The sequence below is a fragment of the Limnohabitans sp. genome, from assembly GCF_040400975.1.
Classification (GTDB): domain Bacteria; phylum Pseudomonadota; class Gammaproteobacteria; order Burkholderiales; family Burkholderiaceae_C; genus Limnohabitans_A.
Genome location: NZ_JBBAPF010000001.1, coordinates 343,319 through 363,764, shown reverse-complemented (window position 1 = coordinate 363,764; position 20,446 = coordinate 343,319). Strand labels below are relative to the sequence as shown.

17 protein-coding genes are annotated in these 20,446 nt (G+C 61.0%); 6 read left to right on the top strand and 11 right to left on the bottom strand.

All coding sequences use genetic code 11. The annotated features are described in order from the left end of the window. The first annotated feature begins 101 nt into the window (after positions 1-101). The 3 genes from ABWQ00_RS01835 to ABWQ00_RS01825 are packed head-to-tail and all read left to right on the top strand — an operon-like array spanning position 102 to position 3,203. Complete coding sequence (locus ABWQ00_RS01835; protein ID WP_353236955.1) at positions 102-836, top strand: GntR family transcriptional regulator; 735 nt, start codon at positions 102-104, stop codon at positions 834-836. Then, positions 833-1,804, top strand: a complete 972-nt coding sequence (locus ABWQ00_RS01830; protein ID WP_353236954.1) for a Bug family tripartite tricarboxylate transporter substrate binding protein — start codon at positions 833-835, stop codon at positions 1,802-1,804. The genes ABWQ00_RS01835 and ABWQ00_RS01830 overlap by 4 nt, the downstream gene beginning before the upstream one ends. Positions 1,805-1,832: 28 nt before the next feature. After that, the gene (locus ABWQ00_RS01825; protein ID WP_353236953.1) at positions 1,833-3,203 is read left to right on the top strand and encodes an MmgE/PrpD family protein; all 1,371 of its coding nucleotides are present in this window, start codon (positions 1,833-1,835) and stop codon (positions 3,201-3,203) included. Between the two features lie 94 nt (positions 3,204-3,297). On the opposite strand, the gene ABWQ00_RS01820 is transcribed toward ABWQ00_RS01825, so the two are convergent. From ABWQ00_RS01820 to ABWQ00_RS01770, 11 genes are all read right to left on the bottom strand, one after another. After that, positions 3,298-4,395, bottom strand: a complete 1,098-nt coding sequence (locus ABWQ00_RS01820) for a BMP family ABC transporter substrate-binding protein (RefSeq protein ID WP_353236952.1) — start codon at positions 4,393-4,395, stop codon at positions 3,298-3,300. A gap of 159 nt (positions 4,396-4,554) precedes the next feature. Continuing rightward, positions 4,555-5,355 (bottom strand): metallophosphoesterase family protein, encoded by an 801-nt coding sequence (locus tag ABWQ00_RS01815; protein ID WP_353236951.1) that lies wholly within the window; start codon positions 5,353-5,355, stop codon positions 4,555-4,557. 20 nt (positions 5,356-5,375) lie between these two features. After that, the gene (locus tag ABWQ00_RS01810; protein ID WP_353236950.1) at positions 5,376-6,425 is read right to left on the bottom strand and encodes an adenosine deaminase; all 1,050 of its coding nucleotides are present in this window, start codon (positions 6,423-6,425) and stop codon (positions 5,376-5,378) included. 2 nt (positions 6,426-6,427) lie between these two features. Beyond that, a complete protein-coding gene (locus ABWQ00_RS01805) occupies positions 6,428-6,661 on the bottom strand; it encodes a hypothetical protein (protein ID WP_353236949.1) in 234 nt (77 codons plus the stop codon). A 26-nt stretch (positions 6,662-6,687) separates the two neighbouring features. Then, positions 6,688-7,971, bottom strand: a complete 1,284-nt coding sequence (locus ABWQ00_RS01800; RefSeq protein ID WP_353236948.1) for a malonyl-CoA decarboxylase — start codon at positions 7,969-7,971, stop codon at positions 6,688-6,690. Positions 7,972-8,077: 106 nt separating this feature from the next. After that, positions 8,078-9,292: a benzoate/H(+) symporter BenE family transporter gene (locus ABWQ00_RS01795; protein ID WP_353236947.1), complete on the bottom strand. Its 1,215-nt coding sequence runs from the start codon at positions 9,290-9,292 to the stop codon at positions 8,078-8,080. Positions 9,293-9,462: 170 nt separating this feature from the next. Then, positions 9,463-10,602 (bottom strand): BMP family ABC transporter substrate-binding protein, encoded by a 1,140-nt coding sequence (locus tag ABWQ00_RS01790; RefSeq protein WP_353236946.1) that lies wholly within the window; start codon positions 10,600-10,602, stop codon positions 9,463-9,465. A gap of 45 nt (positions 10,603-10,647) precedes the next feature. Next, positions 10,648-11,568: an ABC transporter permease gene (locus tag ABWQ00_RS01785; protein ID WP_353236945.1), complete on the bottom strand. Its 921-nt coding sequence runs from the start codon at positions 11,566-11,568 to the stop codon at positions 10,648-10,650. After that, positions 11,568-12,641: an ABC transporter permease gene (locus ABWQ00_RS01780; RefSeq protein WP_353236944.1), complete on the bottom strand. Its 1,074-nt coding sequence runs from the start codon at positions 12,639-12,641 to the stop codon at positions 11,568-11,570. The genes ABWQ00_RS01785 and ABWQ00_RS01780 overlap by 1 nt, the downstream gene beginning before the upstream one ends. Further along, positions 12,628-14,178 (bottom strand): ABC transporter ATP-binding protein, encoded by a 1,551-nt coding sequence (locus ABWQ00_RS01775; RefSeq protein WP_353236943.1) that lies wholly within the window; start codon positions 14,176-14,178, stop codon positions 12,628-12,630. Before ABWQ00_RS01775 ends, ABWQ00_RS01780 begins: the two co-directional genes overlap by 14 nt. After that, a complete protein-coding gene (locus ABWQ00_RS01770) occupies positions 14,175-15,137 on the bottom strand; it encodes a LysR family transcriptional regulator (RefSeq protein ID WP_353236942.1) in 963 nt (320 codons plus the stop codon). The genes ABWQ00_RS01775 and ABWQ00_RS01770 overlap by 4 nt, the downstream gene beginning before the upstream one ends. A 171-nt stretch (positions 15,138-15,308) precedes the next feature. Between ABWQ00_RS01770 and xdhA the strand changes: the two genes are divergently transcribed. From xdhA to guaD, 3 genes are all read left to right on the top strand, one after another. Then, entirely contained in the window at positions 15,309-16,718 is a 1,410-nt protein-coding gene (gene xdhA / locus ABWQ00_RS01765) for a xanthine dehydrogenase small subunit (protein ID WP_502908050.1), read from the top strand. Next, a complete protein-coding gene (gene xdhB / locus ABWQ00_RS01760) occupies positions 16,715-19,003 on the top strand; it encodes a xanthine dehydrogenase molybdopterin binding subunit (RefSeq protein WP_353236940.1) in 2,289 nt (762 codons plus the stop codon). Before xdhA ends, xdhB begins: the two co-directional genes overlap by 4 nt. 67 nt (positions 19,004-19,070) lie before the next feature. Then, the gene (gene guaD, locus ABWQ00_RS01755) at positions 19,071-20,405 is read left to right on the top strand and encodes a guanine deaminase (protein WP_353236939.1); all 1,335 of its coding nucleotides are present in this window, start codon (positions 19,071-19,073) and stop codon (positions 20,403-20,405) included. The last annotated feature ends 41 nt before the right edge of the window (positions 20,406-20,446 follow it).

The window sequence follows — 20,446 nt, the reverse complement described above, 5'->3', positions numbered from 1 at the left end:
GCCCCCAGAGCAAGCCTGTGGACTTGGGTCGCGCACTGGACAAGAAGGCGCCCGGACGGATTGAATAACGTATACGATATCCAAAAACCTCACCCCACACCATGCTGCCTTGGATCAACGCCGACTCCTCTGATCGCCTCAAAACGATGCGAGACACTTCGCTGGCCAAGTTGGTTCGCGAGGACTTGCTGGAACACATCCTGAATGGGGACATCAAGCCCGGCGACCGCATCAGCGAGCCCGATGTGGCCAGCCGTCTTCAGGTGTCACGCGTGCCCGTGCGAGAGGCCTTGCGAGAGTTAGAAAGCTCCGGGTTGGTGGTCTCACGCAAACATGCGGGTGTGTTTGTCCGTGCCATCGAAGCCAAGGAAGTGCAGGACTTGTACGAAATCCGCAGTGTTCTGGACAGTTTTGCAGGCGCCAAAGCCGCCCAGTTGGCCACAGAACCCAGGCAGGAATTGGCCCAGGCCTTGGAGGCGTCGATCGCGGTGATGCAAGCCGCCCAAAAACAAGCCAATTTGGCCGCTTACTACTCCGAAAACCTGCACTTTCATTGGTTGATTGTGCAAGCGGCACACAACGAACAGCTGAGTCACACCTACCAAGAAGTGGTGCAAAAACTGCATTTGGCCCGCTTGCAAAGCTTGTCGCACGTGGCGGGCATGAAAACGTCGATCGCTGAACACCAAAGCATCACCCAGGCCATCGCCCAAGGCGATTCACAGCGCACCAAAGACATGCTGGCCACGCACGTGAGCAGCGCTTATGCCCGTTTGAAACAAAGCATGCCGACAGCCAGCATGCCAACCATCACCAACCCGAAGGAGACAACATGAAACGACGTACCCTGATCCAAGCAGCCCCTTTGCTGATGAGCCTGCCGGGCTTGGCCAGCGCGCAAGCGGCTTACCCGAATCGCCCCATCAAATACATCGTACCCGTGGCAGCGGGTGGCGGCTCCGACATGATTGGCCGCCAAGTTTGTGAGCGCCTGAGCAAAGTGCTTGGCCAAAGCATCGTGGTGGAAAACCACGGCGGCGGCGGCGGCGTGATCGCCTCGCAAATGACCACCAAAGCCGCACCCGATGGTTACACCTTGATGCAAGGCTATGTCGCGACGCACGGCACAGCGCCCGCCACCCGCAAACTCAACTACGACCCGATCAAAGACTTCACGCCCCTGGGCATGATCGGCACCACCCCCAATGTGCTGGTGGTCAACGCGAATACGCCCGTTAAGGACGTCAAGGAGTTCATCCAGTACGTCAAGAAAAATCCCGGCAAGTTCTCCTACGGCTCGGCTGGCGCAGGCTCCTTGACCCATTTAACGGCCGAGTTGTTCAAACTCCAAACCGGCGCTTTCATGGTGCACATCCCCTATCGCGGCATTGCACCCGCCACCACCGACCTCATCGCTGGGCAAACCCAAGCGATGTTCCCTGGACTGGCGGCCGCTTTGCCGCACATCCGCAGCGGACGCGTGCGTGCATTGGCCGTGACGGGCAACCAACGCCACCCGGCTCTCAAAGATGTGCCCACCATGGAAGAGGCCGGCCTCAAAGGCTTCGATGCCCAGCAGTGGTATGGCGTGGTAGGCCCGGCCGGCATGCCTGCGCCCATCGTCAAACAAATCAACGACGCCATCGCCCAGGTGCTGGCACAACCCGATTTCCGGGACAAGCTCAGCGCCGAAGCCGTGGAGCTGACACCCATGACCCCCAACCAATTCCTCGATTACATGAAGCGCGATTTGGCCCGCTGGACCGAACTGGCCCGCGAACGCAAGATCAACCTGGACGCCTGATTTTTTTGAAACCCTGACTGGACTGCATATGACGATCAATACCGCGGTGGCCGCTGACCACAACGCGCCCCCCATCACCGCCGAACTCGCCAAGTTCGTGGCCGAACACCCCTCCAAAGGCTGGAGCGATGCGGTGGAACACGAAGCGCACCGCACCTTCTTGAACTGGCTGGGCTGCGCCATCGGTGCGGCGAAACACGAGGCCGTGGAGTCGGCCTTGGCTGCTGTGAACATGCTGGCTCCCGCGCAACAAGCCACCATCGCCGGCCGTGCCGAACGCGTGGACATGGCCAATGCGGCCTTGCTCAACGGCATCTCTTCGCACACCTTTGACTTTGACGACACCCACCTCAAAACCATCATCCACCCTGCAGGCCCCGTGGCCTCGGCGGTGATGGCTTTGGCCGAAACCCAAAACAGCTCAGGCCGTCAGGTCATGGACGCGCTGGTGCTGGGCATTGACGTGGCTTGCCGCATGGGCAATCTTGTTTACCCACAACACTACGACCGCGGTTGGCACATCACGGGCTCGACAGGCACCTTGGGTGCGGCTGCCGCGTGTGCACGTTTGCTGGGCCTCAATGCACAGCAAACAGCCATGGCTTTGGGCATTGGGGCTTCGCAGCCCGTGGGCCTGCGCGAGCAGTTTGGCACCATGACCAAGCCCTTTCACCCCGGTGGCGCGGCCCGCGCTGGCTTGATGTCGGCCCTCATGGCCAAGCATGGCTTCACGTCCAGCGCCCGTGCGCTGGAAGCGCCGCGTGGCTGGGCACAAGTCTTGTCCACCAAATACGACTGGCGCGAGGCGCAAGACGAATTGGGCCAGCGTTTTGAAATCAGCTTCAACGCCTACAAGCCCTTTGCCTGCGGCATCGTGATCCACCCCAGCATCGACGCGTGTGCCCAACTGCGCGCGCAAGGCGTCAAAGCGGAAGAAGTCAAGAGCATCGAGCTGCGCGTGCACCCGTTGGTGCTGGAGCTGACCGGCAAGAAGACACCCCAAGACGGCTTGCAAGGCAAGTTCAGCGTGTACCACGGCTGTGCGGTGGGCCTGATCTTTGGGCGTGCGGGCGAAGAGGAGTTTTCAGACCACATCGTGCGTCGCGAAGACGTGGTGAGCCTGCGCGACAAGGTGCAAGCGGTGGTGGACACCTCGGTGCGCGAAGAAAGCGTCTACGTCACCGCCCACCTGAACGATGGCCGCAGCGTGAAGGTGCATGTGGAACACGCCATTGGCTCTTTGCAAAAGCCCATGACCGATGCCGACTTGGAAGGCAAGTTCCACGATCTGTCTGATCCGATTTTGGGTGCCGAGCGTGTCAACGCCATTTTGAAGAGCTGCTGGAATTTGGGCCAAGCGCCCAATCTGCAAAGCTTGCTGGCCTTGCTCAAGCCCTGAGTTGATCAGCGCTCAACAAAAAGCCGAGGCCTTACAGCCTCGGCTTTTTTCATTCAGCGTCACTGGGGTCTTGGCCCAGCCAGGCTTGAAAGCCTCAGCGCGTCACACGACCCTGCACGCCCTGCACCAGGTAATTCATGTTCAAGATCTGAACATCGCTCAGGCTTTGGCCCGCAGGTACCACCAGCTTGCCCTCGTTGTCGGTGATAGGGCCTGCGAAGGGCAGCAACTTGCCCGTGCCAACCAGCCTTTGCTTGGCCAGCACTTCGTCCTGAACGGGCTTGGGCACTTTGGGGCCGAATTCGCCCACTCGGATCATCCCGTCCTTGATGCCGCCCCACACATTGCCCGAAGTCCAGGTGCCGGACAAAGCAGCCCTGACACGTGAGGTGTAGTAGTCGCCCCACTGGTGCGTCACCGCGATGATCTGCGCGTCAGGCCCAACTTTGCGCATGTCAGAGTGGTAGGCCACGGCCAACTTGCCGCGCTCTTGCGCCGCCGCCATGACGGCAGTGGAGCCGGTGTGGAACGCGATCACGTCCACATCTTGGTTGAACAAGGCCATGGCCGCTTCGCGCTCTTTGGGTGGGTCAAACCAAGCGTTGAGCCAGAGCACCTTGACGGTGGCTTGAGGGTTGACCGAGCGCATGCCCAATGTGAAAGCGTTGATGCCTTGCAAGACCTCGGGTATCGGAAAACCGGCCACATAACCCGCCACGTTCGTTTGGCTCATGCGCCCAGCGGCGATGCCCGCCAGATAGCGGCCCTCGTAATAGCGGGCATTCGACGCGGCCACGTTGGGCGCGGTTTTGAAACCGGTGACCGACTCGAACTTCACGTTCGGAAAATCTCTGGCTACCCGCAGTGTGGGCTCCATGTAGCCAAAACTGGGTGTGAAGATGATCTGGTGGCCCTGGCTAGCGAGGTCGCGGATCACGCGCTCAGCGTCTGCACCTTCGGGCACATCGGCCACAAAGGTGGTCTTGACCTGATCGCCCAAAGCCCGCTCAACCGCCTTGCGGCCCTCGTCGTGCTGGCGCGTCCAGCCCGCTTCGGTGATGGGCGAGACATAGACAAAACCGGCCTTGATGGGGGCGGTGGATTTGGCTGGCGCTGTGGTGGAAGTTTGTGCCTGAACGGCAGATGATAAACAACAGGCGGCCACGAGCGTGGCTGCGAGGTTTTTATACATGGTAGTCCTCTACATGGCCCCGGGAATGGAACAAAACAAAGCCCGCCGGGGCGGCGGGCTTCGGGGTGGGATTCTAACTGCAGCCTAATCCCCATAGAACGTCTGGATTGCGTTCAGTACAAAAACACCAAGTCATGACCACCCGGTCAATCCCTCGCATCAAGCCCTTGGCATCCTGCCTGTTCTCAAAGCATGCGCCCAGTCATGCCGCAGGCGTTGTTCTGCCAAAAGTGCCATGGATTCGTGGTCATAAGGCACGCTGATCAACTCGCAACGCCATCGCCCATCCGATTTTTCGAGCACCGCATAACGGGCATCAGGGCTGCCGTTTTCAATGCGATGAAAGGAACTGAAGGGATGCGGGTGGTCGTCTTCAAAGGCAGGCAAACCGACACTGCCCGGGTTGACGATCAGCAAATCAGAACCGCAACGCACAGACCTTGGCACATGGCTGTGGCCACAGGCCAGCAAAGTGATGTGCCCTGGAACAAGTCCTGCCAATCGTTCTTCAATCTCTGCCAAGCTGGCCAGACGGGCCGATTCACCCACAGGGGTTTCCAGCAAATACTCGACATCGCTGCGAGGACTGCCATGGCACAGAGCGACATCGTCACCCAAATGCTGGGGCCACATTTGTGCTTGGTGCAAACGGGCGTCACACGGATCCGCGTGTTCCGCCAACCAATGGCGGGTCATGGGATTCAATTGCTTGGACGTGAAAGCATCGGATGAATTTTGACGCTCGATGGGCACACGCAACACCTGCCGTTCATGGTTACCTGCGACGTGCAACCAAGGCAAATTTTTCAGCCGGTCTGCGGTCTCAAGGGGCAGCAATGGGCCACTCAAGCTGTCACCCAAATTCACCACACACTGAATTTTTCGATGACTCATGTCGGCAATCACGGCCTCCAAAGCAGCCAAATTGCCATGAATATCTGAAACAAATGCCAAACGCATCATGAGCCTCGCTGGTGTTGTCAATCTTGCTCCGCAAACCCCTGAAAGCAAATCTTGAGTTCATGCATCCAGCGGTGCTTGTCTGCCTCGGGCGCAAAGCTGGCCTCGATGCTGTTGGCGGCCAGCTTGTAGGCTTGTTGGGCGCTCAGGTGCAGCGCGGCAAAGGTCTGCACATAGTTGTCGTTCAAGTAGCCGCCAAAGTAAGCAGGGTCGTCCGAGTTGATGGTGACGCACAGCCCGGCGTCCAGCATCTGGCCCAGGTTGTGGTCGGCCAGATTTTTGAACACGCACAGCTTGAGATTGGACAGCGGGCACACGGTGAGCGGCATGTGGCTGTTGGCCAAGCGTTGCATCAGCGCGGCATCGTGGATGGCTTGCACGCCGTGGTCGATGCGCTCCACTTTCAACACATCGAGTGCGCTCCAGATGTAAGCGGGCGGGCCTTCCTCGCCCGCATGGGCCACGACGTGCAGGCCCCGCTCGCGGGCGCGGGCAAAGGCGCGGGCAAACTTTTCGGGCGGGTGGCCCAGCTCGCTGGAGTCCAGCCCCACACCGATGAAGTGTTCGCGCCAGGGCAAGGCTTCTTCCAGCGTAGCCAGCGCGTCGTCTTCGGACAGGTGGCGCAAGAAGCACAAGATCAAATCGGCGCTGATGCCCAACTGCGTCTGCGCGTCTTGGCAGGCGCGGTGCAGGCCTTCGATGACCGCGCCCAAGGGCACGCCCCGTGCAGTGTGGGTTTGCGGGTCAAAAAACAGCTCAGCCCGCACGACGTGGTCGGCAGCGGCTTTTTGAAAATACGCCCAGGCCATGTCGTAAAAGTCCTGCTCGTGCAGCAACACGCTGGCCCCGGCGTAATACAAGTCCAAGAAGCTTTGCAGGTTGGTGAAGGCATAGGCACTGCGCAAGGCGGCCACATCGGCATAGGGCAGCTGCACGCCGTTGCGCTGGGCCAGGGCAAAGATCAGTTCGGGCTCCAATGAGCCTTCGATGTGGATGTGCAACTCAGCCTTGGGCATGGCGCGCAGCAACTCAGGCAAGCGCGCGGAAGGGATGGCGTGGACTTTGAACATCGTCAATCCTTGAAAAATTGGGACCGAATGATAGCTTCATCCAGCCGATCAAAGCGTGTGTTGTGCCGTTCGGTCAAAGGCCCATGACCGGGCATCACTTGGCCTTCAGGCCCGTAGCCGACGGCCTTGAATTTCCAATGGCCACCGACCCATTTGAAGTTGCCCACGTGCAAGCCCGAAGGGTCGTGTAATGCGCAGGAGGCTTCGGTCAACAGTGTCAAAAGGCTGGTGGACATGTAGCGCTTTCGGGGAGCATGAGCACTCAAACCAACTTGTCCACGGCACGTGAAAAGCTGACCTTCTTTTGGCTGAAGGCCTCGTGTTGCTCCTCCACTTTGTCCAGCTCATACAGGTAATTGACCATCAGGCCACCTGACTGCTGCAGCCCCTTTTTGGACAGGTCAGCGGCCCAATTGATTTGGTGCAAGGTCGCGCCATTGCTGAGGTGGAACTTGCCCACCGCATCGCCCCGGGCTTCGGGCGTTTTGTGCATGAGGTATAGCGCGCACAGACGCATGAGCGCGGTTTTTTCCACCTCATCGCAGCGATCGGGGTGCCAGCCCGCCTTCAGGCGTTCGGCCCAACTCAGGCCACCCAGCAACAAGGTTTTTTGGGCTTCTTGCCATTTGCGCGAATGCACAGCGCTGAGCTTGTCTTCGGGCAGGGGCGCACCCGAGTCGAGCCAGGCACTGAAGCCAGGAATGGGCGAAAGGGTGCAAAAGGTTTTGAGAGAGGGCATCTCTTCGATCAGTTTTTGCGCCACGCGCTTGATCAAAAAATTGCCCAAAGACACGCCTTTGAGGCCCGGCTGGCAATTGCTGATGGAGTAAAAAATCGCCGATTTGAAACTCTTGGCTTCGCCCACAGGTGCTTGCTTGTTGATCAGTCCTGCGATGTCTTTGGCAATGCCCGGCACCAGCGCCACCTCCACAAAAATCAAAGGCTCCCCCGGCAACTGGGGGTGAAAAAATGCAAAGCAACGGCGGTCCGGCTGCAAGCGACGGCGCAAGTCGTCCCAGCCATCGATGGCGTGCACCGATTCATGCTCAATGATTTTTTCGAGCAACTGCGCGGGCGAATTCCAGGTGATTTGGTGCAGCTCCAAAAAGCCGGGGTTGAACCAAGAGCTGAGCAAATGGTGCATGTCCGCGTCGGTGGCCCGAAAGGCGGGATGGTCCTTCAGGTACGACAACAGCGTCTGGCGCATCTTCAAAATCGTGGCGGTCCCGGCAGGCGCCCGGTTGACCCGGCGCAGCAGCTCTTGCCGAGGCGGCTCCACGGTCTGGAACAAATGGATGAGGCTGGCTTCATTGCGCTCGGTGTTGTAGCGGTTGGCGGCATCCATCACCATCGCCGGGTCTGGATTGAACTCGTTGGACAAGTGGTGAAAAAAGTCTGTTTGACTGCGCTTGTCCAGATGCTCGTAGTTGTCAATCAACTTGATGGCCATGCTTTGCGCATTGGCCTCACCCCGGGCGCTCAAGAGCTTTTTGGTCGCTTGCTTGGCGGCGTCGAGTTTTTTGTTTTGAATGAAGCGTTCCAGCATGGTGCCCTCTTGGGAAGCATTGTTCTGTCCAATGTGGCCAGAAACCAAAACTCAGCTTACACGGTCACCGAAGTCCTTGGGGGAAATGGCGCACATGCACTGCCGATCAGGTTTTTTGAAAATCAGCCCGCTCCATCCACCATGACACCGCGAACCCGGCCACCAGGCCCCAAAAAGCTGCGCCGATGTTGAACAGCCCAATGTCGGCCACCGTGACCAGCAAACTCACCAATGCGCCGAGTGAGAACTTGCCTGCACCAAACGAAGCCACAAACGCGCCCTGCAGCACGCGCAGCATGGCCAAGCCACCCAGCACCATGATGAACTCTTTAGGGGCCGCCAGCATCAGTCCGGTGAAGGTGGGCGCCATCAGGCCAAACAACAGCGCCAGCACGCCAAACATCAAGGCACCTGTGTAGTGGCGCGGTTTTTCGCCCGACGAAGTGAGCAAGCCGTTGGTTGGACCGGTCAAGCAAGTGCTGACAGCACCGAACACCGCACTGACGGCTGCACCCACACCACAGGCCACAGCGATCATGTTGACAGGGGGCTCATGTCCTGCGCTTTTGAGCACCGCAACGCCCTGCCCGTTTTGCACCACCAACACCGTGATGGCCAAGGGCACCACCAGCTCCAACATGGCGGCAAAGGACCACACCGGGGCCTGAATCACCGGTTGTGCCAAGGCCAGTTGGCCGACGGCAGCGCCATCCAAGCGGCCTGACAGCACCACCGCCAAAGCCCCCACCAGCAAAGCGCCAATGACGGGTGGCAGGCGCTTGCCCCAATCGGCCTTTGCCGACAGCAACAAAAACACAGCCACCATCGGGGCTGCGATGGCCACATCGCTTTCCAAAGCCCGCACGATGTCCAGACCAAAACGCAAGAAGACACCCGCCACCATGCCCATGACGATGGGCATGGGCAGGGCTGCCATGACGCGCTTGACCCAGCCGCTCAAACCCAGCACCAGCACCAAGGCACTGGTCAGGTAAAACGCCCCGATCACCTCGGCAAAACTCAGGTGCTGCAAGGCTGGCCCCACCAGCACAGTGCCGGGAATCGTCCAGCCAAAAGCCAAGGGCGTGGTGTAGCGCCAGCTCATCAACAAGGTGACCAAGCCATTGACAAAGAAAACACCGAACACCCAAGACGCCAATTCTTCAGGTGACAAGCCACCCCGCGTGCCGACCGACAAAATGACGGCCACTGGCCCGGTGGCCGCAAAAATAAAACCGATCAGCCCATTGGCGGCATAGGTGCTGCCAAAGTCCGACAGGATTTGCCGCCAGCTTCTGCGAGCGACGGCAGGGTATTCCATGTGTTTGAACACAACAAAGGCCTCTGAGAGAACGACACACCTTCAGGGTATCAAAAAAACCGCACAGGACTCCGTCTTCATCGTTCCAAAAAACACTTTTAAAACCATAAAAAAGCCGCCCGTTTTGCAACGGGCGGCTGGTCAGATCAGATCACAGTGAAGGGATCAGATCACTTCTTGCCAGGGATCTTGCCTTCCACGCCCTTGACGTAGAACATCACGCCGCCCAGGTACTTGTCGTCAGCCACCGCATCCTTGGCCAACATTTCCTTGCCGGACTGGTCCACGATCGGGCCTTTCCAGATGTGGAAGCTGCCGTCTTTCAGGCCAGCCTTGATCTCGGCGATGCGCTTTTTAGTGTCTTCTGGCACGTCAGCGGCCACGTTGACCATCTCGATCGCGCCTTCTTTCACGCCCCACCAGCTGGTGCCGGTGCTCCACTTGCCTTCGAGGGCTTCACCCACGGCCTTGACGTAGTAAGGACCCCAGTTGATCACAGCCGAACCCAGGTGAGCCTTGGGGCCGTAGGCGGTCATGTCGGAATCCCAACCAAAGGCACGCTTGCCCATTTTTTCAGCGGTTTGCAGCACAGCCGACGAATCGGTGTTTTGCATCAGCACGTCAGCGCCAGCGTTGATCAGCGAGGTGGCGGCTTCAGATTCTTTCGGTGGGTTGAACCACTCGTTGACCCAGACCACTTTGGTCTTGATCTTGGGGTTCACCGACTGCGCACCCATGGTGTAGCTGTTGATGTTGCGGATCACCTCAGGAATTGGGATCGAGGCGACCACACCCAGGGTGTTGGTCTTGGTCATCTTGCCTGCAATCACACCCGCCATGTACGCGCCTTCGTAGGTGCGGCTGTCGTAGGTGCGCATGTTTTCGGCGGTTTTGTAGCCGGTGGCGTGCTCAAACTTGATGCCTTTGTTGTCAGCGGCGACTTTGAGCATGGGCTCCATGTAGCCGAATGTGGTGCCAAAGATCAGCTTGTTGCCTTGGGCCGCCATGTCGCGGATCACGCGCTCGGCGTCAGCGCTTTCTGGCACTTTTTCAACGAAAGTGGTGACCACTTTGTCGCCGAAAGCTTTTTCGATTTCTTTGCGGCCGTTGTCGTGCGCAAAGGTCCAACCGCCATCGCCCACAGGGCCGACATAGGCAAACGCGATCTTCAGGGGCTCGGGCTTGGCAACCGCAGCTGGGGCAGCGGCCTTGGGCGCCTCTTCTTTTTTGCCACAACCGACCAATGCGGCGGCTGCCACAGCGGTCAGGGCCACCATCTTGACGATGGAGCGCTTGGAGATGTCTGTCATGTCAGTTCCTTTAAACAGGGTTACAGGGGTTGGAGAAAACGCAGATTATGAACCGGGGTAAAAGGGCTTACCCAAAGACGCCGGCATGTTGACCCGAATCCAAGTAGGGTTACGTGAGATCAGGGCCAGCACCACAATGGTGGCAATGTAAGGCAGCGCCGACAGCAACTGACTGGGCACCTCAACGCCCATGCCTTGCAAATGGAACTGCAGCATGGTCACGCCGCCAAACAGGTAGGCACCCAGCAAGACGCGTGCCGGACGCCAAGTGGCAAAAGTGGTCAGGGCCAAAGCAATCCAGCCTTTGCCCGCCACCATGCCTTCGACCCACAAGGGCGTGTAGCTCACAGAGATGTAAGCCCCCGCCAGCCCGCACAAAGCGCCGCCCGCCACCACCGCCGCCAGGCGAATGAGGCGCACTGGATAGCCCAATGCGTGTGCAGAAGCCGGTGATTCACCCACCGCCCGAAGCACCAAACCGGTGCGGCTTCGGTACAGGAACCAGATCAGTGCCAAAACCAACAAGATGGCGCCGTACACCAAGGGGTGCTGTTTGAAGAAAGCGGGGCCCAGCAAAGGAATGTCGGCCAGAAAGGGGATCTCGTAGTTCGGCCGCTCTGGCAACTTCTCTTGGACATAGCCAATGCCCACAAAGGCAGAAAAGCCCACCCCAAACAGACTCAGCGCCAGCCCGGTGGCGTACTGGTTGGTGTTGAGCCAAATCACCAGTACACCGAAGATGGCGGCCAGCAACGCACCCGCACCCATGCCCGCTGCAAAGCCCAGCCAGTCGTTGCCGGTGTGCACCACACAGGCAAAGCCCGCAATGGCCGCGCACAGCATCATGCCCTCGGCCCCCAGGTTGACCACGCCGGCCTTTTCATTGATCAGCAAGCCCAAAGCGGCGATGGCCAGCACCGTACCCGCGTTCAGGGTGGCTGCGATCAGCAATGCATACGACTCCATCACACGCCTCCTTTCTTGGCAGCAACCCAGCGCAAGCGGTAGGCCACCAAGGTGTCACACGCCAACAGGCAAAACAGCAGCAAACCCTGGAACACACCCGTGATCGACTTGGGCAGGCCCAAGCGCGATTGCGCCAACTCGCCGCCGATGTAGAACATGCTCATCAGCACGGCTGACAGCACCATGCCTGCTGGATGCAAGCGCCCGACAAAGGCCACAATGATGGCGGCAAAACCATAGCCCGCAGGCACGTAAGGCGTGAGCTGCCCGATGGGCCCGGCCACCTCCAAAGCGCCCGCCAGACCCGCCGCCCCGCCCGAGACCAAGAGCGCCACCCACAGCGCCTTGCGCGAAGAAAAGCCGGCATAACGTGCTGCATCCGGGGCCAAGCCACCCACTTGCTGGGCAAATCCCGCCCGGGTGCGGAACAGAAAAATCCACAACAAAACCGCACTCACCAACGCCAAAAGCAAGCCAATGCTTGCGCGGGAACCGTCCATCAAACGCGGAATTTGCGTCACTGACGCAAAAGTTTTGGACTGGGGAAAATTAAACCCATCTGGATCTTTCCAGGGTCCGAATACCAAGTAGTTCAGAACCATGACCGCCACGTACACCAGCATCAGGCTGACCAAAATCTCGTTGGCATTGAAGCGGTCACGCAAAAAACCCGTGATGCCCGCCCAAAACATACCGCCCAAAACACCTGCCAAAAGCACCGCCAGCACGATCCAGCGGCCCGTGTCTTTGTCCGCTAACAAGGCCACGCCCCCTGCACACACCGCGCCCATGACAAACTGCCCCTCGGCACCAATGTTCCAGACATTGGACCTGAAGCACACGGCCAAACCCAAGGCGATGATCAACAGCGGCGTGGCTTTGACCATCAACTCGCCTATGGCGTAGGTGGTTTTAATGGGCTCCCAAAAGAACATTTGCAAACCGCGCATAGGATCTTTGCCAAGCGCCATGAACAGCGCCACACCCAAGAGCACCGTGATCACCAGCGCCAGAACAGGCGAGGCATAGGTCCACAGACGCGAAGCCTGGGGCCGCAATTCAAGCTTGAGCATGCTGAGCCTCCTGGTCTTGACTTGTGGTCTCAGGCCACAAGCCACTCATCCAATCGCCGATCAGTGCCACCGTGGCCTCGGTCCGCGCCACCGAAGGCGACAAGCGCCCCTTGGCGATCACATGCAAACGGTCAGACAACTCGAACAATTCTTCCAACTCCTCAGACACCACCAGCACCGCGCAACCCGCGTCGCGCAGCGCCAAGATTTCGGCGCGGATCTGGGCCGCCGCGCCCACGTCCACGCCCCAGGTGGGTTGCGAGACGATGAGCAGTTTTGGGGCCGCACTGATCTCGCGCCCCACAATGAACTTTTGCAAATTTCCGCCCGACAGCGACTGCGCTGCGGCGTCCGGTCCAGAGGCCTTGACCTTGAAGCGGTCGATGATGCCGCGCGCCTGATCGGCCAACGCCCCCATGCGCACCCAGCCGCCCGCACCCACGGACTCGCTTCGCGTGAGCAACAGGTTTTGCGACAGGCTCAGGGATGGCACAGCCCCCCGACCGAGCCGCTCTTCGGGCACAAAGTGCAGGCCCATTTGCCTGCGCGGCATCGGCCCCCAAGCCGCCACCGGCTGACCCAACAAACGCACACTGGCTGCGCCGCACTGCTCGCCTGCGCGGGTGTCTTCACCCGACAAGGCCCACATCAACTCCTTTTGGCCATTGCCTGACACGCCGGCCAGACCCACCACCTCGCCCGCACGCACCTGCAAACTGATGCCGTCCAGGTCCACACCAAACGGGTCTTGCCGCGTGAGACTCAGGCCCTTGACCGACAAGACCACGTCGCCAGGCGCACGCGCCACATGCTGCAAGGCCGGGGGCTCGGCCCCGATCATCAAACGGCTGAGCGAGGCGTTGGACTCTTCACGCGGATCGCACACACCCGTGAGCTTGCCGCCGCGCAACACCGTGCAAACACTGCACAGTGCCCGAATTTCATGCAGCTTGTGCGAGATGTACAAAATGCTCACGCCCTGGCTGACCAATTGGTGCAGCACCACAAAGAGTTTCTCCACCGCCTGCGGTGTCAGCACCGAAGTGGGCTCATCCAAAATCAAGAGCTTGGGCTCGGTCAGCAAGGCGCGGATGATCTCCACCCGCTGCATCTCGCCCACGCTCAGGGTGTGCACCGGGCGTTCGGGTTCGAGGTCCAGGCCGTACTCGTTGGCCTTGGCCACGATGCGCTCGGTCACTTCGGCCAGGCTGAGCGACTTGTCCAGCCCCAGCCAGACGTTTTCGGCCACGGTCAGCGTGTCAAACAAGCTGAAGTGCTGGAACACCATGCTGATGCCCAGCTTGCGCGCTTCTTGCGGGTTGCGGATGTTGACGGGCTGACCGTTGAACACCACCTGGCCTTCGTCGGGTTTGACCGAGCCGTAGATGATTTTCATCAGGGTGGACTTGCCCGCGCCGTTTTCGCCCAGCACGGCATGGGCCTGGCCGGGCATCACGGTCAGCGACACGTCCTGATTGGCCACCACGCCCGGGTAGCGCTTGGTGATGCCTTGCAAAGACAAGAGGGGTGTGGTCATGTCGGGTTCAAGGGGTTCGGATGAGGTAACTGGGCTGCGCTGATTTTCACCTGTTCGCGCAGCCACCGGGCTGCAGCCGATGCATGGCTGCGCTCGTGCCAAAGTTGGTAATACACCATCTTGGGAAAAGCCACTGGACAGGGCAGCAAGCTCAAGCCGCGGGGCGCATCGGGGCCTTGCATAAAGCGTTGGCAATACTGCCGCCCCGTGGTCAGGACTAGCAAACTCGATGCCACCATGCGTGGCATCAAACCAAAGTGGGCACAGCGCGCCGAAACATTGCGCACCAGCCCCAACTGGTCCAGGTGTTCGTCGATCACCCCGCGCCACCCTGGGTAAGCGGGCGTGGGCGCAATGTGCTCGCAGGCCAGCCAGTCGTCCTGCGTCCAGCCCCGGCGCACCGCCGGGTGCTTGCTGCTGACCAGGCAGGCCACCTCGTCTTCAAACAGCTGAGCGCGGTGAAGTTCTTCGCTGGGCTGAGCCCAGTTGCCAATCACCACGTCGATCAGGCCTTGGCCCAGGTCGTGCGCGTATTGGGCCTGGGCCGACAAGGCATGCACCTCGACCCGGCAATGGGGCGCCAGCGCCTTGACGCGGGCCATGACAGACGGCAAGAACAAAGGGTCCAGCGTATCGCTGGCCGCGATGCGAAAAGTCTCATGCGCTTGGGCAGGCTCAAACACCCGGGCCGGAGTAAACAGACCTTCGGCCGCCTGCAGGATCTGCGAGACGGGGGCCAGCATCTTCAGGCCCTCATCGGTGGGCACCATGCCGGTGCCTGAGCGCACCAAAATCGGGTCGCCCGTCAACTCGCGCAGGCGTTTGAGCGCCACGGACACGGCAGGCTGCTGCTGGCCCAAGCGCATGGCGGTTTTGGAGACACTGCGTTCGGTGAGCAAGGTGTGAAGGGTGCGAATGAGTTGAAGGTCGATCTTGTCGAAAAGATGCGGCTGCTTCATGTTGGATTTCAGATAAGCGTTATGGCATCAGACCCATAGGTGAACCCCGGGTTTATCCTAGGATCAGAGGATCCTGAAAAGTGATTTGCCATGTCAAAAACGCTTGTCTCCTCTCTGAAATCTGCGCCGCTTGTGTCCAGTCCATTGCGGTTCTGGCATCGCGGTCAATTGATGAACCCGGGCAATGTACCACCAGACCGAACCCTGCTCGACCTCCTGCGCGAGGACCTGCGCCTGACGGCCACCAAAGAGGGCTGCGCTGCGGGCGACTGCGGGGCCTGCACCGTGGTGGTGGCCGAAGCGGTGGATGGGCGTTTGCAATACCGCGCCGTCAACAGCTGCATCAAACCCGCCCACGCCATCGACGGCCTGGCCCTGTGGACCGCCGCCGATCTGGCCCAGAGCGACGGCAAGCTGCACCCGGTGCAGCAGGCCATGGTCGCGTGCCACGGCTCGCAATGCGGCTTTTGCACACCGGGTTTTGTGATGAGCCTGTTTGCGCTCTACCAGCGCACCGTGGCCCAAGGCCAGGCCGCGGACAAGCACAGCGCCCATGAAGCCCTGTCGGGCAACTTGTGCCGCTGCACTGGCTACCGGCCCATCGTGCAAGCCGCTTGCAGCCTCCAGGCCGATGCCGCGCAGGCCGTGGATGAACAACCCATCGTGGCGGCGCTGCAAAAGCTCGCGACCACCGAAAAAACCGGCGGCAACTACCTGCGCCCCAACACCCTGAGGGCTTTGCTGCAAGCCCGCGCCCAGCACCCCCAAGCGCAGCTGATCGCCGGGGCCACCGACGCCGGGCTGTGGATCACGCAAGGCCTGCGCCGCCTGCCGCAAATCATCGACCTGACCCGCGTGGCCGAGCTGCGCCGGGTGGAGCGTTACCCGCAGCACATCGCGATCGGTGCTGCCGTGAATTTGCAAGACGCGTTTGAGGCGCTGGCCGCCGACCGACCGGTGATCGCGCCCTTTGGCGAGCGCTTTGCGGGCTGGCCGGTGCGCCAGTCTGGCACGCTGGGCGGCAACGTGGCCAACGGCTCGCCGATTGGCGACAGCATGCCGCTCTTGATCGCGCTGGGCGCACAGGTGGTGCTGATGGCTTGGAGAAAAGGACGCGCTGTGCACCGCCATGTGCAACTGGACCGGTTCTACACCGGCTACCGACAAAGCCTGCTGGCCCCGGACGAGGTCTTGGCTTGGGTGGTGGTGCCCCGCCCTGCCCCGGGCGAATGGCTGGGCGCTTACAAGGTGTCAAAACGTCAAGAAGACGACATCTCGGCCGTGTGTCTGGCTTTGCAACTGCAGGTGAATGCGGGGCGCATCACCGCCGCCCGCATCGGCGCGGGTGGGGTGGCCGCCACGCCTGCGCGTGCCGTAAAGACCGAGGCCACGCTGATCGGCCAGCCTTGGAAAGAAGCCACTTTACAAGCCGCACAGACCGCCATTGCGGATGAGTTTTCGCCGCTCAGCGATTTGCGCGCCAGCGCCGATTACCGCCGAACCATCTTGGGCCAACTGCTGCGCCGCGCTTGGTTGGAGAGCACCGGCCAAGCCACGGTTCGCTTGGAGGACCTCGCATGAACACGAATGCCCCAACCGCCAGCACCCACCGCTTCCACGAAAGCGCCAACGCGCAGGTGCAAGGCCGCGCCAGCTACATCGACGACCTGCCACTGGTCGAAGGCACGCTGCACGCCGCGCCCTTGATGAGCCCCTTGGCCAACGCGCAACTGATCGCCATGGACCTGGAGGCGGTGCTGGCAGCGCCAGGTGTGGTGGGCACGGTCACCGCGCAAGACATCCCGGGTGACCCGCTGCTGGCCACCTTTGTGCACGACGAGCCCATTTTTGCCGGGCCACAACTCATGCATGTGGGCCAGGTGATGGGCTTGGTGCTGGGGGACAGCCACACCCAAGCGCGCCACGCCGCCCGCCAGATGCGTCTGCAAACCACACAAGCCACTCCCCTGCTGCACGCCCGCGAGGCCATGCAAGCGGGCAGCTTTGTGCTGCCCAAGGTCACGGTGCAACGCGGTGACGCCACCGCGGCCTTGAACGCCGCACCCCACCAATTGCAAGGCTCGCTGGAGATCGGCGGGCAAGAACACTTTTATTTGGAAAGCCAGATCGCTTACGCCATCCCGCAAGAGAACGGCCACTGGCTGATCCACAGCGGCACGCAGCACCCGGGCGAGGTGCAGCATTGGGTGGCGCATGCGTTGCACATCCCGCTGTCACAGGTGCGCGTGGTGTGCCGGCGCATGGGTGGGGGCTTTGGCGGCAAAGAAACGCAGGCCGGGCACTTGGCCGTGTGGGCGGCGCTCGCCGCGCACAAATTCGGCCGCCCGGTCAAGATGCGGCTGGACCGGGGTGACGACATCCTGATCACCGGCAAGCGCCACCCCTTCAGCCATGACTGGCAGGTGGGCTTTGACGCGCAGGGCCGCGTGCTGGGGCTCGATTCGGTACAACTGGCCCATTGCGGCCACAGCGCCGACCTGAGCGGCCCAGTGGCCGATCGCGCGATATTTCACACCGACAACGCCTACTACCTCAGTGATCTTCACATCGCCTCGCACCGCTGCAAGACCCACACCCAAAGCCACACCGCGTTTCGCGGCTTTGGTGGACCGCAAGGCGTGCTGCTGATCGAGACCGTGATGGGCGACATCGCCCGCCACCTCGGTCTGGACGCACTCGATGTGCGCCTGGTCAATCTGTACGGTCTGGGCGAGCGCGACACCACGCCTTACGGCATGAAGGTCGAAGACAACATCTTGCACCCGTTGATGACGCAACTGGCCGAGCGCTGTGACTACCGTGCGCGGCGGCAAAACATCACAGATTGGAACGCCCAGCACAGCGTGATCAAAAAAGGTCTGGCGCTCACCCCGGTCAAGTTCGGCATCAGCTTCACCGCCACGCAGTTCAACCAAGCGGGTGCGGTGGTCTCGGTCTACACCGACGGCAGCGTGCGGGTGAACCACGGCGGCACCGAAATGGGCCAGGGCCTGCACACCAAGGTGTGTGGCTTGGTGGCCCGTGTGTTGGGCTTGCCCGCCGCTCAAGTGCACGCCAGCGCCAGCGACACCGACCAAGTGGCCAACGCCAGCGCCACGGCGGCTTCCAGCGGCACCGACCTCAATGGCCGCGCCGCCGAAAACGCCGCGCTTCAGGTGCGCCACAACATCGCCAGCTGCATCGCCAAGCTGGACAACTGCAGCGCCGAAGCCGTGCTTTTTGAAGGCGGCCAAGTCATCACACCGGTGCGCCAGCGCAGCTTCCCCGAGGCCGTGCAATATGCCTACGGCCAGCGCGTGCAGCTCTGGAGCGACGGTTTTTACGCCACGCCCAAAATCCACTACGACCGCACCACCCTGACCGGCCGACCCTTTTATTACTTCGCCTACGGCGCGGCCTGCAGCGAAGTGGCCATCGACACCTTGACAGGCGAGTACCGCGTGCTGCGCACCGACATCCTGCACGACGTAGGCCATTCGCTGCACCCCGAGATCGACATCGGTCAGATCGAAGGCGGCTTCGCGCAAGGCCTGGGCTGGCTCACCACCGAAGAGCTGGTTTGGAACGCCAAGGGCGAGCTGCTCACCAAGGGCGCGAGCACCTACAAAATCCCCACCGCCGCCGACATGCCCGCGCAGCTGAACATTGAGCTGTGGCACGAGGCCAACGTTGAGGGCAACGTGGGCGGCAGCAAAGCCGTGGGCGAGCCGCCCTTCATGCTGGCCATCAGCGTGGTGGAGGCGCTGCGCGACGCGATTGGTGTCACCCGACCCGGCAGCACCCCGATTAGACTGAACACCCCCGCCACCCCCGAGCGCGTGCTGAACGCTATCCTCGCCCCATGAAAACTTCTAATTGGGGTCATTTAATTGGGGTCAGATCCCAATTAATCCAACTTGAATTGACCGACCGATGACGGCCCTTCCCCCTGTTTCCAATTGGCAAGCTTGGCGAGCCAGCCTCCTGTGGTTCCCCGACCCGTCCAAGCCGCAAGTTCAGCACGAAACCGACGGCCTGCTGGTCACAGCTCAAGAACCCGATGGCATCGTCCGCGTCCAGGCCATCGGCCCCTACCGCGAGTTGGCTCCACACTACCCCGACCTGCCCACCACCCACTGGCCCGACCGGTGCATCGCCCCTGGCTTTGTCGATCTGCACATCCACTACCCGCAAACCGATGTGATCGGTTCGCCCGCCGACGGCCTGTTGCCTTGGCTGGAGCACTACACCTTCCCGCACGAAAAACAGTTCGGCAATCCGGCGTATGCCCAGGAAGTGAGCGCGTTTTTTCTGGACGAGTTGATGCGCCACGGTGTGACCACCGCCCTGTGCTTTGCCACCGCCCATCCCGAATCGGTCGATGTGTTCATGGCCGAGGCGCAAAAGCGCCGCCTGCGCATGATCACCGGCAAAGTGCTGCAAGACCGCCACAGCCCCGACGGCCTGCGCGACACCGACACGGCTTTGAGCCTGCGCCAGACCGAGGACCTGATCCGTCGTTGGCACGGCGTGGACCGCTTGGGCTACGCCATCACACCGCGCTTCGCACCCACCAGCACGCCAGCCCAGCTCCACGGTGCCGGCGAGATCGCGCAGCAATTTCCCGATGTGTGGATCCAATCGCATGTGGCGGAAAACTTGGATGAAATCCGCTGGGTACACGAACTCTTCCCCGATGCGCGCAGTTATCTGGATGTGTACGACCGCGCGGGCCTTTTGCAACAGCGCTCGGTGTATGCGCACTGCATTTACCTGGACGACACCGACCGCCGCCGCATGGCCGAGGTGGGTGCGACCGCCGCCGTCAGCCCCACCAGCAACCTGTTTTTGGGCAGTGGGTTCTTTGACTACACCTCATCAGACGCAGCCGGTCTGCGCTACGGACTGGCCAGCGATGTGGGCGGCGGCACCAGCTTCAGTCCGTTTCACACCATGCACGCGGCCTACACCGTGGCCAGACAAAACGTCGGCCGACCCGGCATCAGCTTGGCACCCGAACACCTGTGGTGGCAACACACGGCGGGCGCTGCCGCCGCGCTCGACCTGAATGGCCAAGTCGGCAACCTCTTGCCCGGCTGCGAAGCCGACTTTGTGGTGCTAAACCCCCAAGCCACGCCGCTGCTGGCACGCCGCACCGCACAAACCGAGACCCTGGCCGAATGGTTGTTTGCGATGATCGTTCTAGGCGATGAACGCTTGATTGCGCACACGGTCATCCAAGGCCAAAGTGTGAAGCCCAACCCATAGCCCAGCGACTTCAGCCCCACAAAAAGCGGACTCGCCTTGTC

Bases quoted from the DNA above. Each gene is read 5' to 3' on its own strand.
- ABWQ00_RS01835 (WP_353236955.1), top strand. From the start codon at position 102: ATGCTGCCTTGGATCAACGCCGACTCCTCTGATCGCCTCAAAACGATG.
- ABWQ00_RS01830 (WP_353236954.1), top strand. From the start codon at position 833: ATGAAACGACGTACCCTGATCCAAGCAGCCCCTTTGCTGATGAGCCTG.
- ABWQ00_RS01825 (WP_353236953.1), top strand. From the start codon at position 1,833: ATGACGATCAATACCGCGGTGGCCGCTGACCACAACGCGCCCCCCATC.
- ABWQ00_RS01820 (WP_353236952.1), bottom strand. From the start codon at position 4,395: ATGTATAAAAACCTCGCAGCCACGCTCGTGGCCGCCTGTTGTTTATCA.
- ABWQ00_RS01815 (WP_353236951.1), bottom strand. From the start codon at position 5,355: ATGCGTTTGGCATTTGTTTCAGATATTCATGGCAATTTGGCTGCTTTG.
- ABWQ00_RS01810 (WP_353236950.1), bottom strand. From the start codon at position 6,425: ATGTTCAAAGTCCACGCCATCCCTTCCGCGCGCTTGCCTGAGTTGCTG.
- ABWQ00_RS01805 (WP_353236949.1), bottom strand. From the start codon at position 6,661: ATGTCCACCAGCCTTTTGACACTGTTGACCGAAGCCTCCTGCGCATTA.
- ABWQ00_RS01800 (WP_353236948.1), bottom strand. From the start codon at position 7,971: ATGCTGGAACGCTTCATTCAAAACAAAAAACTCGACGCCGCCAAGCAA.
- ABWQ00_RS01795 (WP_353236947.1), bottom strand. From the start codon at position 9,292: ATGGAATACCCTGCCGTCGCTCGCAGAAGCTGGCGGCAAATCCTGTCG.
- ABWQ00_RS01790 (WP_353236946.1), bottom strand. From the start codon at position 10,602: ATGACAGACATCTCCAAGCGCTCCATCGTCAAGATGGTGGCCCTGACC.
- ABWQ00_RS01785 (WP_353236945.1), bottom strand. From the start codon at position 11,568: ATGGAGTCGTATGCATTGCTGATCGCAGCCACCCTGAACGCGGGTACG.
- ABWQ00_RS01780 (WP_353236944.1), bottom strand. From the start codon at position 12,641: ATGCTCAAGCTTGAATTGCGGCCCCAGGCTTCGCGTCTGTGGACCTAT.
- ABWQ00_RS01775 (WP_353236943.1), bottom strand. From the start codon at position 14,178: ATGACCACACCCCTCTTGTCTTTGCAAGGCATCACCAAGCGCTACCCG.
- ABWQ00_RS01770 (WP_353236942.1), bottom strand. From the start codon at position 15,137: ATGAAGCAGCCGCATCTTTTCGACAAGATCGACCTTCAACTCATTCGC.
- xdhA (WP_502908050.1), top strand. From the start codon at position 15,309: ATGAACCCGGGCAATGTACCACCAGACCGAACCCTGCTCGACCTCCTG.
- xdhB (WP_353236940.1), top strand. From the start codon at position 16,715: ATGAACACGAATGCCCCAACCGCCAGCACCCACCGCTTCCACGAAAGC.
- guaD (WP_353236939.1), top strand. From the start codon at position 19,071: ATGACGGCCCTTCCCCCTGTTTCCAATTGGCAAGCTTGGCGAGCCAGC.